Genomic DNA, 16,803 nt, shown 5'->3' with positions numbered 1-16,803 from the left:
GCGTGAGCGGTCAGTGGTCGGCGTTCAGCAGGCTCTGCACGATGTACCCGGCGGTGCCGACACCGGTGGTGCCGCCCTGGACCAGCGCGGCGGCGGAGATGTTGTCGTCGTAGGCGGTGAACCAGCCGTTGGTGGTGGTGTTGCCGGTCGGGCCGACCTCGGCGGTGCCGGTCTTGGCGCCGCTGCCGGGGATCTGGTTCATCCGCGGATAGGCGGTGCCCATCGAGTTGTTGGCGTCGAAGGCCATGATCTGCCGCAGGTAGCCGTCGGTGGTCGGGTTCATCGCCTTCGCGGCCGGGGGCTGCGGCTGTCCGGGCAGGATGATCGGCTGGTGGAACGCGCCGTCCCGGACGGTCGCCGCCAGTGACGCCAGGACCAGCGGGTTCATGGTGACCGTGCCCTGGCCGATCAGGTCGGCCGCCGCGTTCGAGCCGGCCGGGTTCATCGGCACCTGCGGGTTGGCGGTCTCGACGCCACCGCCTATGTCCCAGTTGCCGAGCCCGAACACGTCGTCGGCCTCCTTGGCCAGCGCGGTGGCGTCGCTGCCGTGCACCAGGTCGTCGTAGCCGTCCTTGATGAAGGAGGCGTTGCAGGACTCGGCGAAGCCCTGCTCGATGGTGGTCCTGGGGTTCGCCGTGATGTCGCTGTCGTTGTGGAACACCTGGCCGTCGGCCACCACGTCGGCCGTGCACGGAGCCGGACTCGACGGGTTGAGCCCGGCGTCGTCGAACAGCGCCGCCGAGGTGATGATCTTCATGGTGGAGCCCGGGGCCAGCTCGGCGTTGATGGCGGTGTTGCCGCTGTGCCCGCTGTAGGCGATGGCCAGGATGTGGCCGTTGGTGCGGTCCAGCGCCACCACCGAGCCCGGCTTGCCGTCCAGGGTGGGGGCCACCACCGCCTGCTCCGCGACCGCCTGGAGCGAGGCGTTGATGGTGGTGGTGATGGTGCCGCCGGTGGCCGGGGTGAAGACCTTGACGGTGGAGACGGTGGTGCCGGCGGCGTTGGTGACCACCACCCCGCTGCCGCCGCTGCCCCCGGTCACCGCCCGCAGGCCCTCGGCGCTGCCGGCGATGGTGGGGATGATCTGGGTGAGCGAGGGGTACTTGGCCGCGGTCAGCGGGGTGCCGTCGGAGGCGAGGACGGTCGCGGTGCCGGGGGCGGCCGGAACCGCTCCGGCCTTCAGCGACTGGCCCGTCCCGAGCTTCGGGTAGAGCACCGCGCTGCTCCACCTGACCGAGGTGACACCGCTGTTGGTCTGCACCACGTCCAGGGAGTCCGGGTACGACCAGAGGTGCCCGGTGGGGCCGCCGACCTTGGCGGTGACGGTGAATCCCACCTTGACGGCGTTCGGGACGGCCGGGTCCGGCACCGCCGTCAGCGGCTTGCCGAAGGCGATCGTGCTCAGGCCGAGCCCGCTGCTGTAGCTGGTCAGCGCCTGCTGCGCGGTGGCCGCGGCGTCGGTGTCGGCGGCGGCCTTCGGGTAGCCGGCGGCCCCCGAGGCCCACGCGTCCAGGAAGGCCTGGGCCTGCTTCAGTGCCAGCGGATCCGTCGGCGGCGTGGCCGAGATCATCGTCGCCGAGGGGTCCGGCTTCGGACTGCCCCCGACACCGCCCTTGCCGACCAGCTGGTACGCGCCGTACCCGCCCGCCGCGAGCACCACCACACACGCGCCTATCACTCCGGCCTTGACGCCGCCGTTCATATCCACCCCAAATCGGTCGCGCCCCGGTCGCGGCGCGAGTGTCCTCTTCACATCAGGATGAAGGATCGCCGCGGTCGGTTTCGCCCCGGGGCCGTTGCTGAGAGGATCCCGGACCTTCGCTGTGCGTCGCGAGCCGGTCGCCGGGGGTGTTCACGGCGACTCTGGCACAGATCATGTCGCACACAGAATTGCTCATGCTCTCGTCATGTCTAGATCCTACTATCTCGTCTTCCGAATATATCGGTGACAGAGGTATGGTCGGAGTACGCCACCGTCGACGCCGGTCCCGCGGGATGAGGAAGCCATGGCCCTGTCAGACTCCGACCTTCGCCGCCCGCGCGGCTGGGCGCTGCTCACCTGGGAGCGACCACGCCCCGAGCTGATCCGCACCCGCCCCTGGGCCTGGCGGCTGGCGGTGGCCACCGTCTGCTTCGGCGCCTTCATGGGCCAGCTCGACGCCAGCATCGTCACGCTCACCTACCAAGCGCTGCGGAACCAGTTCCACACCCCGCTCGCGGCCGTGCAGTGGGTCTCGCTGGCCTACATGCTGACGCTGGTCGCGCTGCTCATCCCGGTCGGCCGACTGTCCGACAAGCACGGGCGCAAGCTCGTCTACCTGTACGGCTTCGGGTTGTTCACCGCCGCCTCCGCCGCCTGCGGACTGGCCCCGACGCTGAGCCTGCTGATCGTCTTCCGGGTGGTCCAGGCGGCGGGCGCGGCCATGCTCCAGGCGAACAGCGTCGCGCTGGTCACCACCAGCGCCCCGCCGGAGAGGATGCGCGCCGCCCTGGGCATGCAGGCCGCCGGACAGGCGATCGGGCTGGCCCTCGGCCCGACCATCGGCGGCGCGCTGGTCGACACCATCGGCTGGCGCTGGGTCTTCGGCATCAACGTCCCGGTCGGCATCGTCGCCCTGGTCGCCGGGCACTACCTGCTGCCGCGCACCCGGCAGCGCTCCGGCGGCGACCGGATCGACCTGCCCGGGGTGGCGCTGCTGGCCGCCTCCACCACCGCGCTGCTGCTCGCCCTGTCGGTGGCCTCCGGTCTCGGCCTGCCGCAGTGGGCCGCCGCCGCGCTGCTGGCACTGGCCGTGGCCGCCGGCTGGGCCTTCGTCCGCCGCCAGGCCCGCTGCGCCGACCCGCTGGTGGACCTGCGACTGCTGCGCACCGGCGGGACGGCGCCGGGGCTGTTCGGCGGGCTCTGCGGCTACCTGGTGCTGTTCGGCCCGCTGGTGCTGGTCCCGGTCGGCCTGGCCCGGCAGGGCATCGGCGCGCTCCAGTCCGGCCTGGTGCTGACCGCGCTGCCGGTCGGCTTCGCGGTCGCCGCCACCCTGGCCGACCGGTTGCTGCCACCGGCCTGGGACAACCGCGCCCGCAGCCGTGCCGGAACCCTCGGCTGCGTCCTCGCACTCGCGCTGATGACGCTGCTGCCGCTGCGGGAGGCCCTGCTGCCCGCGCCGCTGGCGCTGCTGGGACTGGCGCTGGGGGTCTTCCTGCCCGCCAACAACACCGCCGTGATGCGGGCCGTCCCGGCCACCGCCGCCGGAACCGGCGGCGGCATGGTCAACATGACCCGGGGCCTCGGCACCGCGCTCGGCGTCGCCGCCGTCACGCTGACCCTGCACCTGGTCCCGGGCCGGACCGGGATCGCCGCGGCCTTCGCGGTACTGACGGCCTGCGCGGTGCTCGGCTGGACCACGGTCGCCCGCCGCCCGGGCCGGACGGCGCGGGGCAACGCGCGGGGGAACGCGTCGGGCGGGGGCCCGTGAGGTCCCCCCCACTGACCGGTCACCGCCCGCCGCCGGGCTACTCCCGCGGGAGGTTCACCGAGAGCAGTCGCACGGTGTCGTCGTCGCGGGGCGCCCCGGCGGGCCCGGCCTCGGCCGGGCGCTGGACGTCGCCGCGCGAGACCATCGCGTAGGCCACCAGCGCGATGATCACCACGGACGCCGCCGCGGCCACCGTGCCGTCGCCGAAGCCCACGCCGCCGATCGACTTCGGCTTGCCCAGGTAGTCGGCGAAGGACGCACCGAGCGGCCGGGTGACCACGTAGGCGAACCAGAACGCCAGGATCGAGTTCATGCCCAACTTCCACCAGGCCAGCAGCGGCACCGCGATCAGCGCGACGAACGCCAGCCCGGAGTCGAGGAAGCCCAGGTTCAGCGTGACCGCCGCGAAGTCGCCGAGCGCGGTGCCCAGCGCGAAGGTCGCCAACACCGTGCACCAGTAGAAGACCTCGCGCCGCCGGGTGGTGATGCTGTGGATCGACAGCGTCCCCTCACTGCGGTACCAGGTGACCAGCACCACGATCAGGAACACCGCGTACAGGGTGACCGTGCCCACGTACGGGACGCCGAGGCCGACGTGCAGCCCGTCGGCGGCCATGGTGCCGAAGACCGCCACCGAGACCGCCGCCAGCCAGTACACCGCCGAGTGGTAGCGCCGCACCCGGAACTGCAGCCACAGCGCGAAGCAGAACAGGCCGAAGCCGACCACCCCGGCCACGGCCAGGTTGCCGTTCGCCAGGAAGTCCGAGGTCGCCTCGCCCATGCCGGTGGTCAGGATCTTGACCACCCAGAACAGCGCGGTGATCTCCGGGACCTTGGCGGCCAGCGGCTCCCGCCCCGACCCCGACGGCTTGGCCGAACCTCGCATGACATCCCTCTCGTGTGGCCTTCTCGGATCAGCAACGCGCACTCCGAGCACACCCCGCGCGCTGCCGCGCCGACGGGGGACACCACTCGGCTGAGCCGACTATAAAGCCTCTCCGGGGCCCCGCCGTTGCCGGATCCGAGGGCGCCGGACAGCCGGTTCCGGGGCCCGGACGCTGTTACCCCGCTGTTAGGTGCCGACCCGGACAATGGCTCCGGCCCGGGGACGAAACGGGCCGATTGGAGACCTCATGCACACCCGACTCCTGACCGCCTTCGCGGCGGTGCTGCCGGTCATGGCCCTGGGCCGGGTGCGTCGCGGCCGACGCTGCGGGCCGGAGCTGCACCGGGTGTCCGCGCACCGCTACCGGGGGCAGCTGGACAAGGCGGCCGACCGGGCCATCGCCCACGCCCGGCGGCGCCCCGGCGCCGGAACGGTGCCGGTGGTGGCCGTGCGGGAGGTCCAGCGGCGCGCCTACTGGGATTTCGGCCTCAGATCGGTGCCGCGCGAGTACGCGGCGCGGGTGCTGCGCGAGCGATTGGACGCCGCCGGTCACCGGCTCGCCGTGGTCGGCGACCCCGATACCGCCGACGGGCGCTGACGCCCCCTCGCTGCCTTCGGCGGCGGACCCCGCGAGGAGCGGGCGTCCGCCGCCGACCGGCTCAGGCCATCCGGCGGCCCTGCTGCGGGCGGGCCCGTCCGAGGGCGAGCCGGGGCACGTGGAACCTGCGCGGCGCACCGGACTTCCCGGCGCCCGCGGACTGCTGCTCCGCGTGCATGATCGAGATGTGACCGAGGTTGCACGGCCGGACCGGGGTCCGCGGCCGGTGCCGGTCGTGCGCCTGGAGCGCGATACTGACCAGGGAGACCATCAGTTCGGCGTCCTGGTCGCAGTCCAGACGCAGGGTGACCCAACCGGTACCCGAGTGCAGGCGTACGGCGGTGGACTGCTCCAGCTCCGTGCGCATCCGCTCGATGGCCTCGTCGGTCAGGTTCAGATCGGCGTCGTGGTCGTTGTGGAGGTGGGCGATCTCGCCGCCGTTCGCGATCAGGGCCCGGCCCTGGCCGCAACTGGCGGGTGCGGTGGTGAGGTCGGCCCAGGACTCCAGCTGTTCCCAGGCGCGACATGCAGCCTTCATGGCCCCATCATCGCCGGGACCCCACGACTCCGGCTACCCCTTCGCCGAGTTGGATATGGTCACCTGCCGGTCAGCAACCGGTGGTTAGAGTGTCGACATGACGACGGCGACTGTTCGCGAATGGTACGAAGAGGACGGCTGGGGCGTACTCGACTCGCCCGAGACACCGGGTGGCTGCTTCGTCCACTTCAGCGATGTGGCGATGCGCGGGCTGCGTCGGCTCACCCCCGGTCAGCGGGTCGAACTCGACTGGGAGGCACCCGGCTTCAAGCAGGACGGCTACGACTACCGGGCGGTCCGGGTGGTTCCGTGACCCGGTCCGCCCGCTGACCCGGCCTCAGTCCCCGGACGGGGTCGGCGGCAGCACCGCGACCGGGCAGCGCGAGTGGTGGACCACGGCCTGGCTCACCGAGCCGAGCCGGCCGATCACCCCCTCCGGGGTGCCGTGGCGGCCGAGCACCAGCAGCCGCTCCGTCCGGGAGAGCTCCACCAGGTGCTTGGCCGCCCCGGAGCGCACCGTGTCCACCTCGACCGCGACGTCGGGGTACCGCTGCCGCCACCCGGCCAGGATCTCGGCCATCAGCCGGGCCTGCTCGTCCGCGATCTGGCCCGCCTCGTAGACCGGCGGCAGCGCCCGGCCGCGTGTCAGCAGCGGGGGATTGCGCCAGGCGTGGACCACCCGCAGCGGCAGCCGCAGCCGCTGCGCGGTCTCGAAGGCGAAGGAGAGCGGCGCCTCGGCGGCGCCCTTGCCGCGCACCCCGACCGCCACCCCGCCGCCGGAACCCGCCCGGCCGCCCGCCGCGGCGCCCGCCGCGGCGCCCGCCGCGGCGCCCGCCGCGGCGCCCGCCGCGGCGCCCGCCGCGTCGCCCGTTCCGTCCGCCCAGGCGGCCGGGACGACCACTACCGGGCAGACGGCGGTGGCCGCCAGGTACAGGCTGGTGGACCCGGCCAACAGGCCGGGGAAGCCGCCCGAGCCCCGGGCACCGAGCACCAGCAGCTCGGCGGCGGCACTGAGCGCGGTCAGCGCGTCCCGGGGTCCGTCCACCACGATTCCGCTGCTGACCGCGAGGCCGGGCTGCCGGGCGGCGGCCCGGGCCGCGAGGTCGGCGAGCAGCAGCTCGGCCGCGCGGCGCAGCACCGGGTCGCAGCCCGCGTCGGGGGTGTCCTCGGGCTGCGGCAGCCAGGCGTGGACGAGGTGCAGCCGGGTGCCCCGGTGCCGGGCCTCGTCAGCGGCCCAGTCGACGGTGCCGGCCATCCCCGGTGCGGCGTCGACGCCGACGATCACGGGGTCTGCCATGGTGCGCTCCTAGCGTGCGGCGGTCGCGGCCCCGCGACGGTGCGCGGCTGCCCTGCCCCCATCGTCGCCCGAGCCGCCCGTCGCCGCCCGTCGCCGCCCGGACCGACCCGCCCGACCCGCCCGGACCGGCGCCCGGACCGACCGGCCCGGCGCCCGGGTGGTCCGCCGCGGGTCCGGACTACCCGTACCGCTTACCTCTGAGTAACATCCGGGGATGGCTCTTAGCACCAAGATCGAGGGTTCGGCCAAGGTCGCACTCGCACTGCTGGCGGTCGCGGCCCTCGCGACCACGCTGGACCAGGCCGTCCACACCGACGAGGGCGTGGCCAACTGGGTGTCCTACTTCACCAACCTCTCCAACCTGCTCGGCGCGGCGACCTTCCTGATCGGCGGCCTGGCCCTGCTGCGCGGCGGCAGGCCGGTGCCGGACCGGCTGCGCGGCGCGGCCACCCTCTACCTGGTGATCACCGGGGCGGTGTACTGGGCACTGCTGGCCGACACCATCGACGCGCAGACCATCGTCTGGGCGAACGACACGGTGCACGGCGTGATGCCGGCCGCGATGCTCGCGGACTGGCTGCTGCGCCCGCCCGCGCGGCCGCTGCGCTGGTCGAAGGGGCTGCCGTGGCTGGTCTTCCCACTGGCCTACCTGGCCTACTCGCTGATCCGCGGCCCGTACGCGCACTGGTACCCGTACGACTTCCTGGACCCGCGGCTGCCCGGCGGCTACCAGCACGTGGCGGTCTGGTCGGTGATCATCACGGTGGCGTTCACCGCGGTCATGTCGCTGCTGATCCTGCTCGGCGGGGTCCGGTCCCGGCAGCGGGCCGCCGCGCCGGTGGGCTGACCGGAGGCCCTCAGGCGCCCTCGCCGAGCCGGGCGGAGATCTTGGCCAGCGCGTCCAGCCGCTGCTCCAGGCTGGGGTGGGTGGCGAACAGGGTGGACAGGTCGCGCTGCCTGCCCAGGGCGGGCGCGAAGAAGAAGGCGTTGAAGTTCTGCGCGGTGCGCAGGTCCCGGCTGGGGATCCGGGCGATGTCCCCGCTGACCTTCACCAGCGCCGAGGCCAGCGCCGACGGGCGCCCGGTGAGCTCGGCGGCGGACCGGTCGGCGGCCAGCTCGCGGTACCGGGACAGGGTGCGGATCAGCAGGAAGCTGACCGCGTAGACGGTCACCGACGCCCCCATCACCGCCGCGAAGACCAGCGCCAGCTGCGGGTTGCCGCGCCGCCCGCGGAGCATTCCGGAGTACAGCGCGAAGCGGGCGATCAGACCGGCGAGCACGCCCAGGAACGAGGCGATGGTGATCACCGCGACGTCGCGGTGCGCCACGTGCGACAGCTCGTGCGCGAGCACGCCGTCCAACTCCTCGGGCTCCAGCCGCCGCAGCAGGCCGGTGGTCACGCAGATCACCGCGTGGTCGGCGTTGCGGCCGGTGGCGAAGGCGTTCGGCAGGTCGGTGTCGGCCACGGCGACCCGGGGCTTGGGCATGTCGGCCACCGCGCAGAGCCGGTCCACCGCTCCGTGCAGGTGCGGCTGGTCGTCGGCGGTGACCTCGGTGGCGTGCATCGCGAACAGGGCGATCCGGTCCGAGTACCAGTACTGGGCCACCAGCAGGCCGCCGACGATGACCACCACCGCCACCGCCGACTTGAGCAGCACGATCAGCGCGGCGATGAAGGCCACGTAAAGCAGGCCGAGGAGGAAGATGACACTGACCATCCGCACGGTCAGCTGCCGATCGGAAGCGAAACGCGAACGCATACCACTCACCTGGACTCCGGGTCGCCCATCGTGCCGCGGTGCGGGACCGGTGAGGCCGCTGCCCGGCACAGGACAAGTATCGCTCCACCACCGGCGGTTGCGGGTGTCCTTGGACGGACCGCGGCCCCCGGGTTTTCCGGGGGCCGCGGTCCGTACCGGCAGTGAGCGGGGTCAGCCTAGGGCCGGGGCCTGCTCGGGCGGCAGCGAGCGCCACTTGTCCGGGGTGCCGTTCCAGGCGTCGGCGTCCGCGAGCGGCTGGACCCGGGTGGTGGCCAGCGGGAGCGCGGTGGACAGCCGGGCGTTCCACTCCAGGGCCGCGGCCAGCTCGTCGGGGAGCTCCTCCTCGGGGTAGATCGCGTCGGTCGGGCAGGCCTGCACGCAGTTGCCGCAGTCGATGCACTCCAGCGGGTCGATCACCAGGAAGGTGTCGGCCTCGCGGAAGCAGGCGACCGGGCAGTAGGTGATGCACTCGGCGTACTTGCAGTGGACACAGCCCTCGGTGACGACGTGGGTCATGCGGCCCTCCCGGAGACGGCTTCCAGTTCCTTGGCGTGTTCTTCGGCGAAGCGGTGGCCCGCCTCCAGCCCGAGGGCGTAGGCCCGGTCGAGGCCCTCCTCGGTGGCGACGGCGTAGTCGACGCCCAGCGGCTTCAGGTCCTCGGCGGGCTTGACCACCAGCACCCGGGCGCCGCCGAGCTCGGCGCCGTCGACGATCTCCTCGGACGCGTAGATGTCCCGGAACAGCGGGAACGGGTCGGCGCCGATCGCGATCAGGGTGGTCACCCCGGGATGGGCGGCGACCTCGCGGGCGGGGCAGCCGCAGGTGTAGGAGGCGTCCACGTACGCCTGGCCCCCGACCTCGGCCGGGATCGCCCAGGCGTGCAGCATCCGGGTGGAGGCGTAGCTGACCGCGTCGAAGTTCTCCGGCGTCAGCTCCGCGTGGTCCGGGGCCGGGCGGTTGCTGAAGATCGTCGTGGCCAGGTTCGCGGTGACCCAGCTCCGGTCGCCGGTGAAGACGTTGCGGAGCAGGTCGCGGCCGAGCTGCCGGGCACCGGAGCCCTGGGTGACGGCGGCGGCCTCGGCGCTGACCACCTTGCTGGCGGCCAGCAGGAAGTCGGGGGCGTCGGCCCGGAACAGGCCCTCGCGCAGGCCGGGGCCGAACTCGGCGATGCTGTCCAGCACCACCTGGCTCATGCCCTTCTCGGCCGCGCCCCGCGCCGCCTGCTGCCAGTAGCGGACCCCCACCTCGCGGGCCCGGCCGCTCGCGGCCAGGCCGCCGGAGAGCACGGAGGAGGAGGCGGTGCCGTAGACATCGGCGCGCAGCCCGTGCTCCTCGAAGGCGGACAGGACGCCGTGGCCGAAGACCCCCTTGAGCATTCCGGAGGCGATCGCGATGCCCACGCCCGGCCCCTGGCCGGTACCGGTGGCAGTCATACCTGTGCTCCCTTCTCCAGCTGTGCGGTCATGTGGGTGCGGGCCGGCTTGCCGCTGGCGGTGCGGGTGATGTCGCTGTGCCGGACCTCGCGGACCGAGAGCGGCGCCACACCGAAGTCCGCGGTGAGCCGTTCGGCGATCCGCGCGGCGTCGATCCCGGCGGTGCGGGCCGGGACCACCAGCACGGTGTAGGAGTCGCCCTGCGGCAGGGCCACGCACTCCTCGACCCCGGGTTCGCGCATCACCTGCTGCTCGATGTCGGTGACGAAGATGTTGACCCCGTTGACGGACATCCGGTCGCCGCGACGCCCGCTGAGGTACAGCTGCCCGGAGCGGAGCACCCCCAGGTCGCCGGTGTCGAACCAGACCCGGCGGTGGTCGGTGACCCCGTCGTGGCCGCTGAACATCGTCTCGCCGCGTAGCTGGACCGTGCCCAACTCACCTTCCGCGCAGGGGAGTCCGTCCTGTCCCAGGAGCGCCAGGGTGAGCCCGGGGATGGGCTCGCCGAGGCAGGCCACGGCGCTGTTGCCCTGCTCGTGGAAGGAGACGGCATCGGAGCGGTAGCGGTGGCTGGTGGCGATCAGCGCGGCCTCCGCCAGGCCGAAGCAGAACAGCAGCGCGGTCGGGTCGAAGCCCCAGGGGGCGGTCCGCTCAAGGAAGTTGCGGACCGACGCGCGGCGGATCGGCTCCGCGCCGCAGAACACCGTGCGCCAGCCGGCCAGCAGTCCCGGGTCCGGGTAGCCGCCGACCTCGCTGATCCGGGCCGAGAGGTAGCGCAGCATGAAGTCGGGGAAGGCGCTGTGCACCCCCTCGTACTCGCGGGCCAGGTTCAGCGCCGCCATCGGGCGGCGCAGGAAGGTCCCCGGCTCCTCGATCACCAGGCTGATCCCCTCGACCAGGGTGCTCAGCATGCCGACCAGCCCCATGTCGTGGTGCAGCGGCAGCGCCACCAGGCCGGTGTGGCCCGGACGCATGCCCGCGACCGTGCCGATGGCCCGGATGTTGGTGAGCACCGCGCGGTGGCTGAGCGGGATCGGCCGGGGCATCCCGGTGGAACCGGAGGTGTACTGCACGAAGGCGATCTGCTCCGGCTCGCCGGGCGCGGCCATGGTGCCCCCGGCGCCGGGGCGCAGCCGCAGGTCGAGCTCGGCCAGGCCGGTGCCGGAGACCCGGAAGGCGAACCGGGTGCGCTGCTGCTCGGCGACGGTCGCCAGGTACTGCCCGGTGACGGCGCCCGGGACCTTGGGCTTGACCGAGACCGGTACCGCCCCGGCGTGCATCAGGCCGAGCAGCGCGATCACGCCGTCGTGGGAGCCGACGGCGCGCAGCATCACCCGGTCGCCGGGGCGCACGCCCTGGTCGGCGAAGCCGGCGGCGGCGGCCGCGATCTCCTCCGCGAGCTGCGGGAAGCTCCGCCGTTCGCGTCGGGCCGAGGTGCCGAAGGTGACCGCCGCGTCGGTCCGGTGCGCCTGCGCGGCGATGGCCTGGGAGAGGGTCGGGTACTCGGCGGCGCGGGGCGCCGCGTCCGCGCCGGTGCTGACGACGGTGCTCACGCGGCACCGCCGTACGCGCCGACGGGCACGCCCGCGCTCGGCTCGGCGCGCACGCCGAACAGCGAGTGCCGGTTGGCGCGGTGGATGCGCTGGGTCCCCCGGTCCACCAGGCTGAGCTTGACCATCCCGCGGGCGACCACCGTGCCGTCGGTCCGCTCGACGTCCTGGGCGAGGGTGAAGCTGTACGGCGACTGCTCCGCCACCCGGCTGCGGACGGCGACCCGGCCGACCGGGTCCCAGAGCACCGGGATCAGGTAGTCGAGGTGCAACTGCACGACCACCGCGATGAGTTGACTGTTCCTCACATCGACGCCGTTGGCCAGGCCCCACTCCCAGCGGCCGGTCTCCAACAGTTGCGGGTAGACGCTGTTGTTGAGGTGTCCGGCCCAGTCGAAGTCGTTCGGCCGCAGCGCCACCTCGCAGCGGTGTTCCACCAGGTCCAGCAGGTCGGCCGCGCTCACTGCGTCACTCCCTCGGGTCTCGGCTTGGCTCTGCTCGGGTTGACTCTGCTCGGGTTGACTCGGCTCGGGTTCGTTCGGCTCGGGGCGCCGCCGGGCCGCGCGGTCCGCCGCGGTGGCGCCGTCGCCGTCCTGGGAGAGCAGGACGACGACGGCGCCCGCCAGGTCGCCGGTGTGGCTGATCGACAGCTCCACGGTCAGCTGCCGCTCGGCGCACCAGCGGCCGATCTGACCGCGCGGCCGGATCCTCGGCTGCCCGGCGGGGCCGTGCACCACCTCGATGTCGGGAAAGGTGTACGCGGGAGCCCCGCCGAGCGAGCTGACGGCCTTGACGAACGCCTCCTTGGCGGCGAACAGCCCGCCGAGGGAGGCGTACGGGTCGGGCCGGGTCCGGCAGTGGGCACGCTCACCGCCGGTGAAGAGCAGTCCGCTATCCAGCAAGTGCCGCTTCGCGCGCAGCTCCGGCACTGACTGCAGATCGAATCCGGTCGACATCGTTCGTCCGGAGGCTGGCGAAGTAGGCGCGCTTGAGGTCATCGTACGATTCCGTCTGGATCCCGGTCGCCTCGCGCACCAGGGCGAAGACGCTGGTCAGCTTCTTGGCGTGGACCGAGCCCTCGTGCAGCGCGTCGTCACCGAGGGCGAACTCGTCGCCGTCCGCGGTGCGGGTCTGCTCCCACCAGTTGACGTAGCCCTGGCGCTCGCTCTGGGCCTCGCGGGCCGAGCCGAAGGTCTCGCCGCCGTCGGGGCGGATCCAGGTGTACGCCATCGACAGGACGTCCTTGATCGGGTAGACCCCGGAGTCCACCAGCGCCTTGGCGAAGGAGGCGAAGTACTGGCGGTGCTGCACCTCGTCCTTCATGATCGTGTGGAAGACGTCGCGGACCAGCGGGTCCTCGCTCTGCCGGGACACCCAGCCGTAGGAGACGCAGGCCTCGATCTCGACGCAGGCCTGAAGGATGGACACCCGGGCGTAGTTGTCGGTCGGGAACGGCCCGCGGTGCTCGATGACGTCGTCGACGTCGATCGCGTCCATTCCGGCCATGTCCAGCAGTCGGCCGAAGGCGACCTCGTGGTGGGCCTCCTCCTCCAGCCAGTAGCGGGCCGACCAGGCGGCGGCGACGTGCAGCACGTCGGAGCCCAGCGGGTTGGTCTCGCGCAGCTCGTTGGCGAGCTTGACGCCGTCCACGGCCAGCCGGATCCCGGCGGGCTGGGTGGTGAGTTCGGCGCGGGAGGAGTGCCACAGCGCGGCCTTGTCGACCTGGCTGACGTTGCTGGAGAGGCGGCGGCCGTCGAACAGCTTGTCGGTGGACCAGCGGCGGTGCTCGTGGTAGCTCTGCTGGACCCGCAGCACGTCGGTGACGGTCGCTCCGGCGCGGAGTTCCTTGACTACGTCGGTCATGATCAGCATGGGAGGGGCTCCTTGGATCAGATCAGACGGCGGGGGCGAGTTGCTTGCGCAGGGCCGAGAGGACATCGTCCGCGGTGTGGTCCAGGGTCATCGTCGGCAGTTCCACGTCGTCGTCCAGACCGGCGTCGGCGAGGGCGCCGGCGAAGGCGTCCAGCAAGTCGATGGAGTTGATCGCGGTCGGGGAGGCCACCAGCACGGCGGACAGCGTGCGGCCGTCGAACACCTCCTCCTCGGTGAGCGTCAGCCGGCGGGCGATATTCGTCCTGATCTCAGCGAACATGGCTGTCTTCCTGTGAGTTGACGGGGTCCTTGGGGGCGGACCAGTGGGGGTCGCGGCCGATCGAGTACAGGAACAGCTCGAAGGTCCCGGTCCCGGGCGGCGGCAGGATGCTGGGCTGGAACTGCGCGTCGGGGGTGAGCCGGCGCTCGTCGTCGGGCACCTGGAGCGCGATCGCCAGTGCGGCCTCGGCCAGCTCCGGCGCGGGCTCGGTGCGCGCGCCGAGGGCGGCGGCGACGTCCCAGGAGTGCGCGACGTAGTCGAGCAGGTGGAAGCCGACCGCCACCCGGCCCGGGAAGGTGATCCTGGTGGTGATCTCCGGAAGGGTGAACTCCCGTACCAGAACTCCAGGCTGGGCGAAGGCTTCGAGCACGGCGGCGACCGACTCGCGGTAGCCGTCGAGCGGGTCACCGGGCAGCGGGTGGGCGTGCCAGGCGGCGAGGTCGTCGGCCTCACCCCGGGTCGCGGCGGCGAAGCCGCGGTGTCCCGCCGCCATGTGCTCCACCAGCTGACGGAGCGTCCACTGCGGGCAGGGTGTGGGCAGTTCCCAGTCGATGGGGCCTGCCGACTCCAGGATGCGCACGGACTCAAGGACGGCGCTGCGGTCGAGTTCGAGGAGGTCCATGCCGGTCACCCGCGCTCGGTCGAGGCGGCGGCTGCCGACGGCTTGCGGTCGGACTGCTGCGGGAACAGCTGCTCGTCGATCAGCCGGTCCAGCTCATCCTTGAACTCCTGGTTCGGGCCGTCGAGTTGGGACGGTGACCCGACGGGCGGGGTGGCGAGAGCCATGTCTCCTCCAGGTGGAGTGCTGACGCGTGGGATATTAGCACGATCGTACGTATTGTTTCTTTGTCCTGGTACCGCGGTTCTCGGGTCCGCTTCGGGCCCGGGGAGCGGCCAGGGCGCCTCGCCGGTCAGCGTCCGGCGGGCCTCCGTCCAGACCGCGTCCGGGTCCCAGTGCGCGGCCGTCCGGTTGTAGGAGCGGATCCGGCCCCGGTCCCGGAAGGCGCGCATGATCCGCCGGTGGTCCGGGCGGGCCACGAAGCCGTCGAGGCCGCCCGGGTCGGTCCAGACGGAGACCGATCCCGAGCGCCGGGCGTCCGGGTCCATCCACAGCAGCAGCCCGATCGCGCCGTCGGTCCGGGGCCAGGAGCGGCGCAGCCGCAGCCCGGCCGCCAGGACGCCGAGCGCCCGCCAGTGCTGGTGCGTGCGGAACTCGGTGACGCTGACCAGTACCGGTCCGCGGGGCGGCCGGTCCGCGTCCGGGCCCGCCTTCCAGGGGGCGCTCCAGATGGGACCGGGCATGACGTGCCTCCACTGCTCTGCGTGCGCACCGCTCCACGCGTGGGCTGAGGGCCTGATTCCATCATAAAACTGAGCGAACGGTCGTGCTACTATTTTGTGACTAGTGACCCTCCCGAGGAGGATGTGGCATGGATGCCACCGCGGCAGTCGTTCGAACGGCGATCAACAGCACCTCCTGTGTCTCGGAGCGACTGGCCGGCAAGGGCGCGTTCGGCCTGTTCCGGAACCCGATGGGGCACAGCAAGCTGCGCCCCTCCGAACACCCGGTGATGGAGCGGGCGCGGACCGGGCGGCTGGAGGTCCACGGGAAGTCGGTGGCCACCTACCACTGGGGCAGCGGCGAGCGTCCGGTGCTGCTGGTGCACGGCTGGGAGTCGCGTGGTTCGCGCTTCTCCGCCTTCGCCGCCGCGCTGCTGGAACGCGGCTACAGCCCGGTCACCTTCGACGCGCCGGGCCACGGCGAGTCCACCGGCAAGACCACGACCATCCTTGAGTACCGTGACGTGATCACCCAACTGCACGCCGAGCACGGCGACTTCGAGGCGGTGGTGGCGCACTCGCTGGGGGCCACGGCCAGCTTCTTCGCGCTGCGCCAGGGCGTGCGGGCCGGACGGGTCTCCGTCATCGGAGGGGTGGTCGACTTCGACTACGTGGTCGAGGCCTTCTGCTCCAAGCTCGGCCTGCGCGAGCAGGTGCGGGCGGAGCTGCGGGGCCGGATCGAGCACGAGCTGTTCCCGCAGGAGGCGGACATCTGGAGCCGCTTCTCGGTGGTGCACGAGCCGGAGCGGGTGTCGGCGCCGATCCTGGTGGTGCAGGACGAGAACGACGACATGGTGCGGCCGGAGCAGGCGCTGCGGATCACCGCGGCCTACGGCGACCAGGCGCGGCTGGTGACCACCCGCCGCCTGGGCCACCGGCGGATCCTGGCGGATGCCGCGGTGGTCACCGAGGTGGTGGACTTCGTCACCGCCGACCCCAGCGCGGCCGGTACCGAGGCCGGGGCCCGGACCCGGTGAGCGGGCTGCTGGCGGGCAAGCGGGTGCTGGTCACCGGCGTGCTGATGGAGTCCTCGATCGCCTTCCACGCCGCGCGGCTGGCCCAGGAGCAGGGCGCCGAGGTGGTGCTGACCGGCTACGGGCGGCTGAGCCTGGTGGAGCGGATCGCCAAGCGGCTGCCGGAACCGCCGCCGGTGATCGAACTCGACGTGCAGGACCAGGCGCAGCTCGACTCGCTGGCGGAGCGGGTGCGCGAGCGGCTGGGCGCCGACGCCACCCTGGACGGCATCGTGCACTCGATCGCCTTCGCCCCGCAGGACGCGATGGGCGGCGGCTTCCTGGACACCGGCTGGCCGTCGGTGGCGACCGCGGTCGAGGTCTCCGCCTACTCGCTGAAGGCGCTGGCGGTGGCCTGCCTGCCGCTGATCGGCGAGCGCGGGGCCGCGCTGGTGGGCATCGACTTCGACGCCCAGCTGGCCTGGCCCGCGTACGACTGGATGGGTGTGGCCAAGGCCGCGCTGGAGGCGACCTCCCGCTACCTGGCCCGGGACCTGGGCGGGCGCGGCATCCGCTGCAACCTGGTCGCGGCCGGTCCGGTGCGGACCACGGCCGCCAAGTCCATCCCCGGCTTCGACCTGTTCCGCGAGGTGTGGGAGCAGCGGGCGCCGCTCGGCTGGGACGTCACCGACAGCGAGCCCGCCGCGCGCGGGGTGGTCGGGCTGCTGTCCGACTGGTTCCCGAAGACCACCGGCGAGATCGTGCACGTCGACGGCGGGGTGCACGCCATCGGCGCCTGACGCCGCGCGATGTGAGAACTGTCAG

Annotated in this window: 19 protein-coding genes; 6 read left to right on the top strand and 13 right to left on the bottom strand. The window is 72.8% G+C overall.

Features of this window, described 5'->3' with window-relative positions; genetic code table 11:
* Nucleotides 1–10: 10 nt before the first annotated feature.
* The gene (locus tag GXP74_RS26155) at nt 11–1,702 is read right to left on the bottom strand and encodes a penicillin-binding transpeptidase domain-containing protein (protein ID WP_182456647.1); all 1,692 of its coding nucleotides are present in this window, start codon (nt 1,700–1,702) and stop codon (nt 11–13) included.
* 304 nt (nt 1,703–2,006) lie between these two features.
* On the opposite strand from GXP74_RS26155, the gene GXP74_RS26150 reads away from it, so the two are divergent.
* Nucleotides 2,007–3,470 carry an MFS transporter gene (locus GXP74_RS26150; RefSeq protein ID WP_182453684.1) on the top strand — a complete coding sequence of 488 codons (1,464 nt, stop codon included), beginning with the start codon at nt 2,007–2,009 and terminating at the stop codon, nt 3,468–3,470.
* A gap of 37 nt (nt 3,471–3,507) precedes the next feature.
* Here the strand turns inward: GXP74_RS26150 and GXP74_RS26145 are convergent, their stop codons facing one another.
* Entirely contained in the window at nt 3,508–4,356 is an 849-nt protein-coding gene (locus tag GXP74_RS26145) for a hypothetical protein (RefSeq protein ID WP_182453683.1), read from the bottom strand.
* 247 nt (nt 4,357–4,603) lie between these two features.
* On the opposite strand from GXP74_RS26145, the gene GXP74_RS26140 reads away from it, so the two are divergent.
* Entirely contained in the window at nt 4,604–4,954 is a 351-nt protein-coding gene (locus tag GXP74_RS26140; protein WP_182453682.1) for a hypothetical protein, read from the top strand.
* A gap of 61 nt (nt 4,955–5,015) precedes the next feature.
* On the opposite strand, the gene GXP74_RS26135 is transcribed toward GXP74_RS26140, so the two are convergent.
* Nucleotides 5,016–5,492, bottom strand: a complete 477-nt coding sequence (locus tag GXP74_RS26135) for a luciferase family protein (RefSeq protein WP_182453681.1) — start codon at nt 5,490–5,492, stop codon at nt 5,016–5,018.
* A 97-nt stretch (nt 5,493–5,589) separates the two neighbouring features.
* Here GXP74_RS26135 and GXP74_RS26130 point away from each other — a divergent pair, with 97 nt between their 5' ends.
* Entirely contained in the window at nt 5,590–5,805 is a 216-nt protein-coding gene (locus tag GXP74_RS26130; RefSeq protein ID WP_182453680.1) for a cold-shock protein, read from the top strand.
* Nucleotides 5,806–5,829: 24 nt separating this feature from the next.
* On the opposite strand, the gene GXP74_RS26125 is transcribed toward GXP74_RS26130, so the two are convergent.
* Nucleotides 5,830–6,789 carry a universal stress protein gene (locus GXP74_RS26125; protein ID WP_182453679.1) on the bottom strand — a complete coding sequence of 320 codons (960 nt, stop codon included), beginning with the start codon at nt 6,787–6,789 and terminating at the stop codon, nt 5,830–5,832.
* 214 nt (nt 6,790–7,003) lie between these two features.
* Between GXP74_RS26125 and GXP74_RS26120 the strand changes: the two genes are divergently transcribed.
* Entirely contained in the window at nt 7,004–7,636 is a 633-nt protein-coding gene (locus tag GXP74_RS26120; protein WP_182453678.1) for a Pr6Pr family membrane protein, read from the top strand.
* Between the two features lie 10 nt (nt 7,637–7,646).
* Here GXP74_RS26120 and htpX read toward each other — a convergent pair whose 3' ends face one another.
* From htpX to GXP74_RS26075, 9 genes are all read right to left on the bottom strand, one after another.
* Nucleotides 7,647–8,549, bottom strand: a complete 903-nt coding sequence (gene htpX / locus GXP74_RS26115; protein ID WP_182453677.1) for a zinc metalloprotease HtpX — start codon at nt 8,547–8,549, stop codon at nt 7,647–7,649.
* A 171-nt stretch (nt 8,550–8,720) separates the two neighbouring features.
* A complete protein-coding gene (locus GXP74_RS26110) occupies nt 8,721–9,065 on the bottom strand; it encodes a 4Fe-4S dicluster domain-containing protein (protein WP_182453676.1) in 345 nt (114 codons plus the stop codon).
* Entirely contained in the window at nt 9,062–9,982 is a 921-nt protein-coding gene (locus GXP74_RS26105) for a hypothetical protein (RefSeq protein ID WP_182453675.1), read from the bottom strand. Before GXP74_RS26105 ends, GXP74_RS26110 begins: the two co-directional genes overlap by 4 nt.
* Entirely contained in the window at nt 9,979–11,535 is a 1,557-nt protein-coding gene (locus GXP74_RS26100; protein WP_182453674.1) for an AMP-binding protein, read from the bottom strand. Before GXP74_RS26100 ends, GXP74_RS26105 begins: the two co-directional genes overlap by 4 nt.
* Nucleotides 11,532–12,434 (bottom strand): thioesterase family protein, encoded by a 903-nt coding sequence (locus GXP74_RS26095; protein WP_255528155.1) that lies wholly within the window; start codon nt 12,432–12,434, stop codon nt 11,532–11,534. Before GXP74_RS26095 ends, GXP74_RS26100 begins: the two co-directional genes overlap by 4 nt.
* A complete protein-coding gene (locus GXP74_RS26090; RefSeq protein ID WP_182453672.1) occupies nt 12,424–13,395 on the bottom strand; it encodes a hypothetical protein in 972 nt (323 codons plus the stop codon). Before GXP74_RS26090 ends, GXP74_RS26095 begins: the two co-directional genes overlap by 11 nt.
* A gap of 31 nt (nt 13,396–13,426) precedes the next feature.
* On the bottom strand, nt 13,427–13,684 hold the full coding sequence (locus tag GXP74_RS26085; RefSeq protein ID WP_182453671.1) for a hypothetical protein: 258 nt from the start codon (nt 13,682–13,684) through the stop codon (nt 13,427–13,429).
* Nucleotides 13,674–14,306 carry a TIGR03086 family metal-binding protein gene (locus tag GXP74_RS26080; protein WP_182453670.1) on the bottom strand — a complete coding sequence of 211 codons (633 nt, stop codon included), beginning with the start codon at nt 14,304–14,306 and terminating at the stop codon, nt 13,674–13,676. Before GXP74_RS26080 ends, GXP74_RS26085 begins: the two co-directional genes overlap by 11 nt.
* A 5-nt stretch (nt 14,307–14,311) precedes the next feature.
* Nucleotides 14,312–14,986: a hypothetical protein gene (locus GXP74_RS26075; protein ID WP_182453669.1), complete on the bottom strand. Its 675-nt coding sequence runs from the start codon at nt 14,984–14,986 to the stop codon at nt 14,312–14,314.
* Between the two features lie 128 nt (nt 14,987–15,114).
* Here GXP74_RS26075 and GXP74_RS26070 point away from each other — a divergent pair, with 128 nt between their 5' ends.
* Both GXP74_RS26070 and fabI read left to right on the top strand, forming a co-directional pair.
* Nucleotides 15,115–16,002: an alpha/beta hydrolase gene (locus tag GXP74_RS26070; RefSeq protein ID WP_182453668.1), complete on the top strand. Its 888-nt coding sequence runs from the start codon at nt 15,115–15,117 to the stop codon at nt 16,000–16,002.
* A complete protein-coding gene (gene fabI, locus GXP74_RS26065) occupies nt 15,999–16,778 on the top strand; it encodes an enoyl-ACP reductase FabI (RefSeq protein WP_182453667.1) in 780 nt (259 codons plus the stop codon). The genes GXP74_RS26070 and fabI overlap by 4 nt, the downstream gene beginning before the upstream one ends.
* Nucleotides 16,779–16,803: the final 25 nt, after the last annotated feature.

Source organism: Streptacidiphilus sp. P02-A3a (assembly GCF_014084105.1).
Lineage (GTDB): Bacteria > Actinomycetota > Actinomycetes > Streptomycetales > Streptomycetaceae > Streptacidiphilus.
The sequence above is the reverse complement of the archived record's forward strand: the minus strand, read 5'-3'. Positions and strand labels throughout refer to the sequence as shown.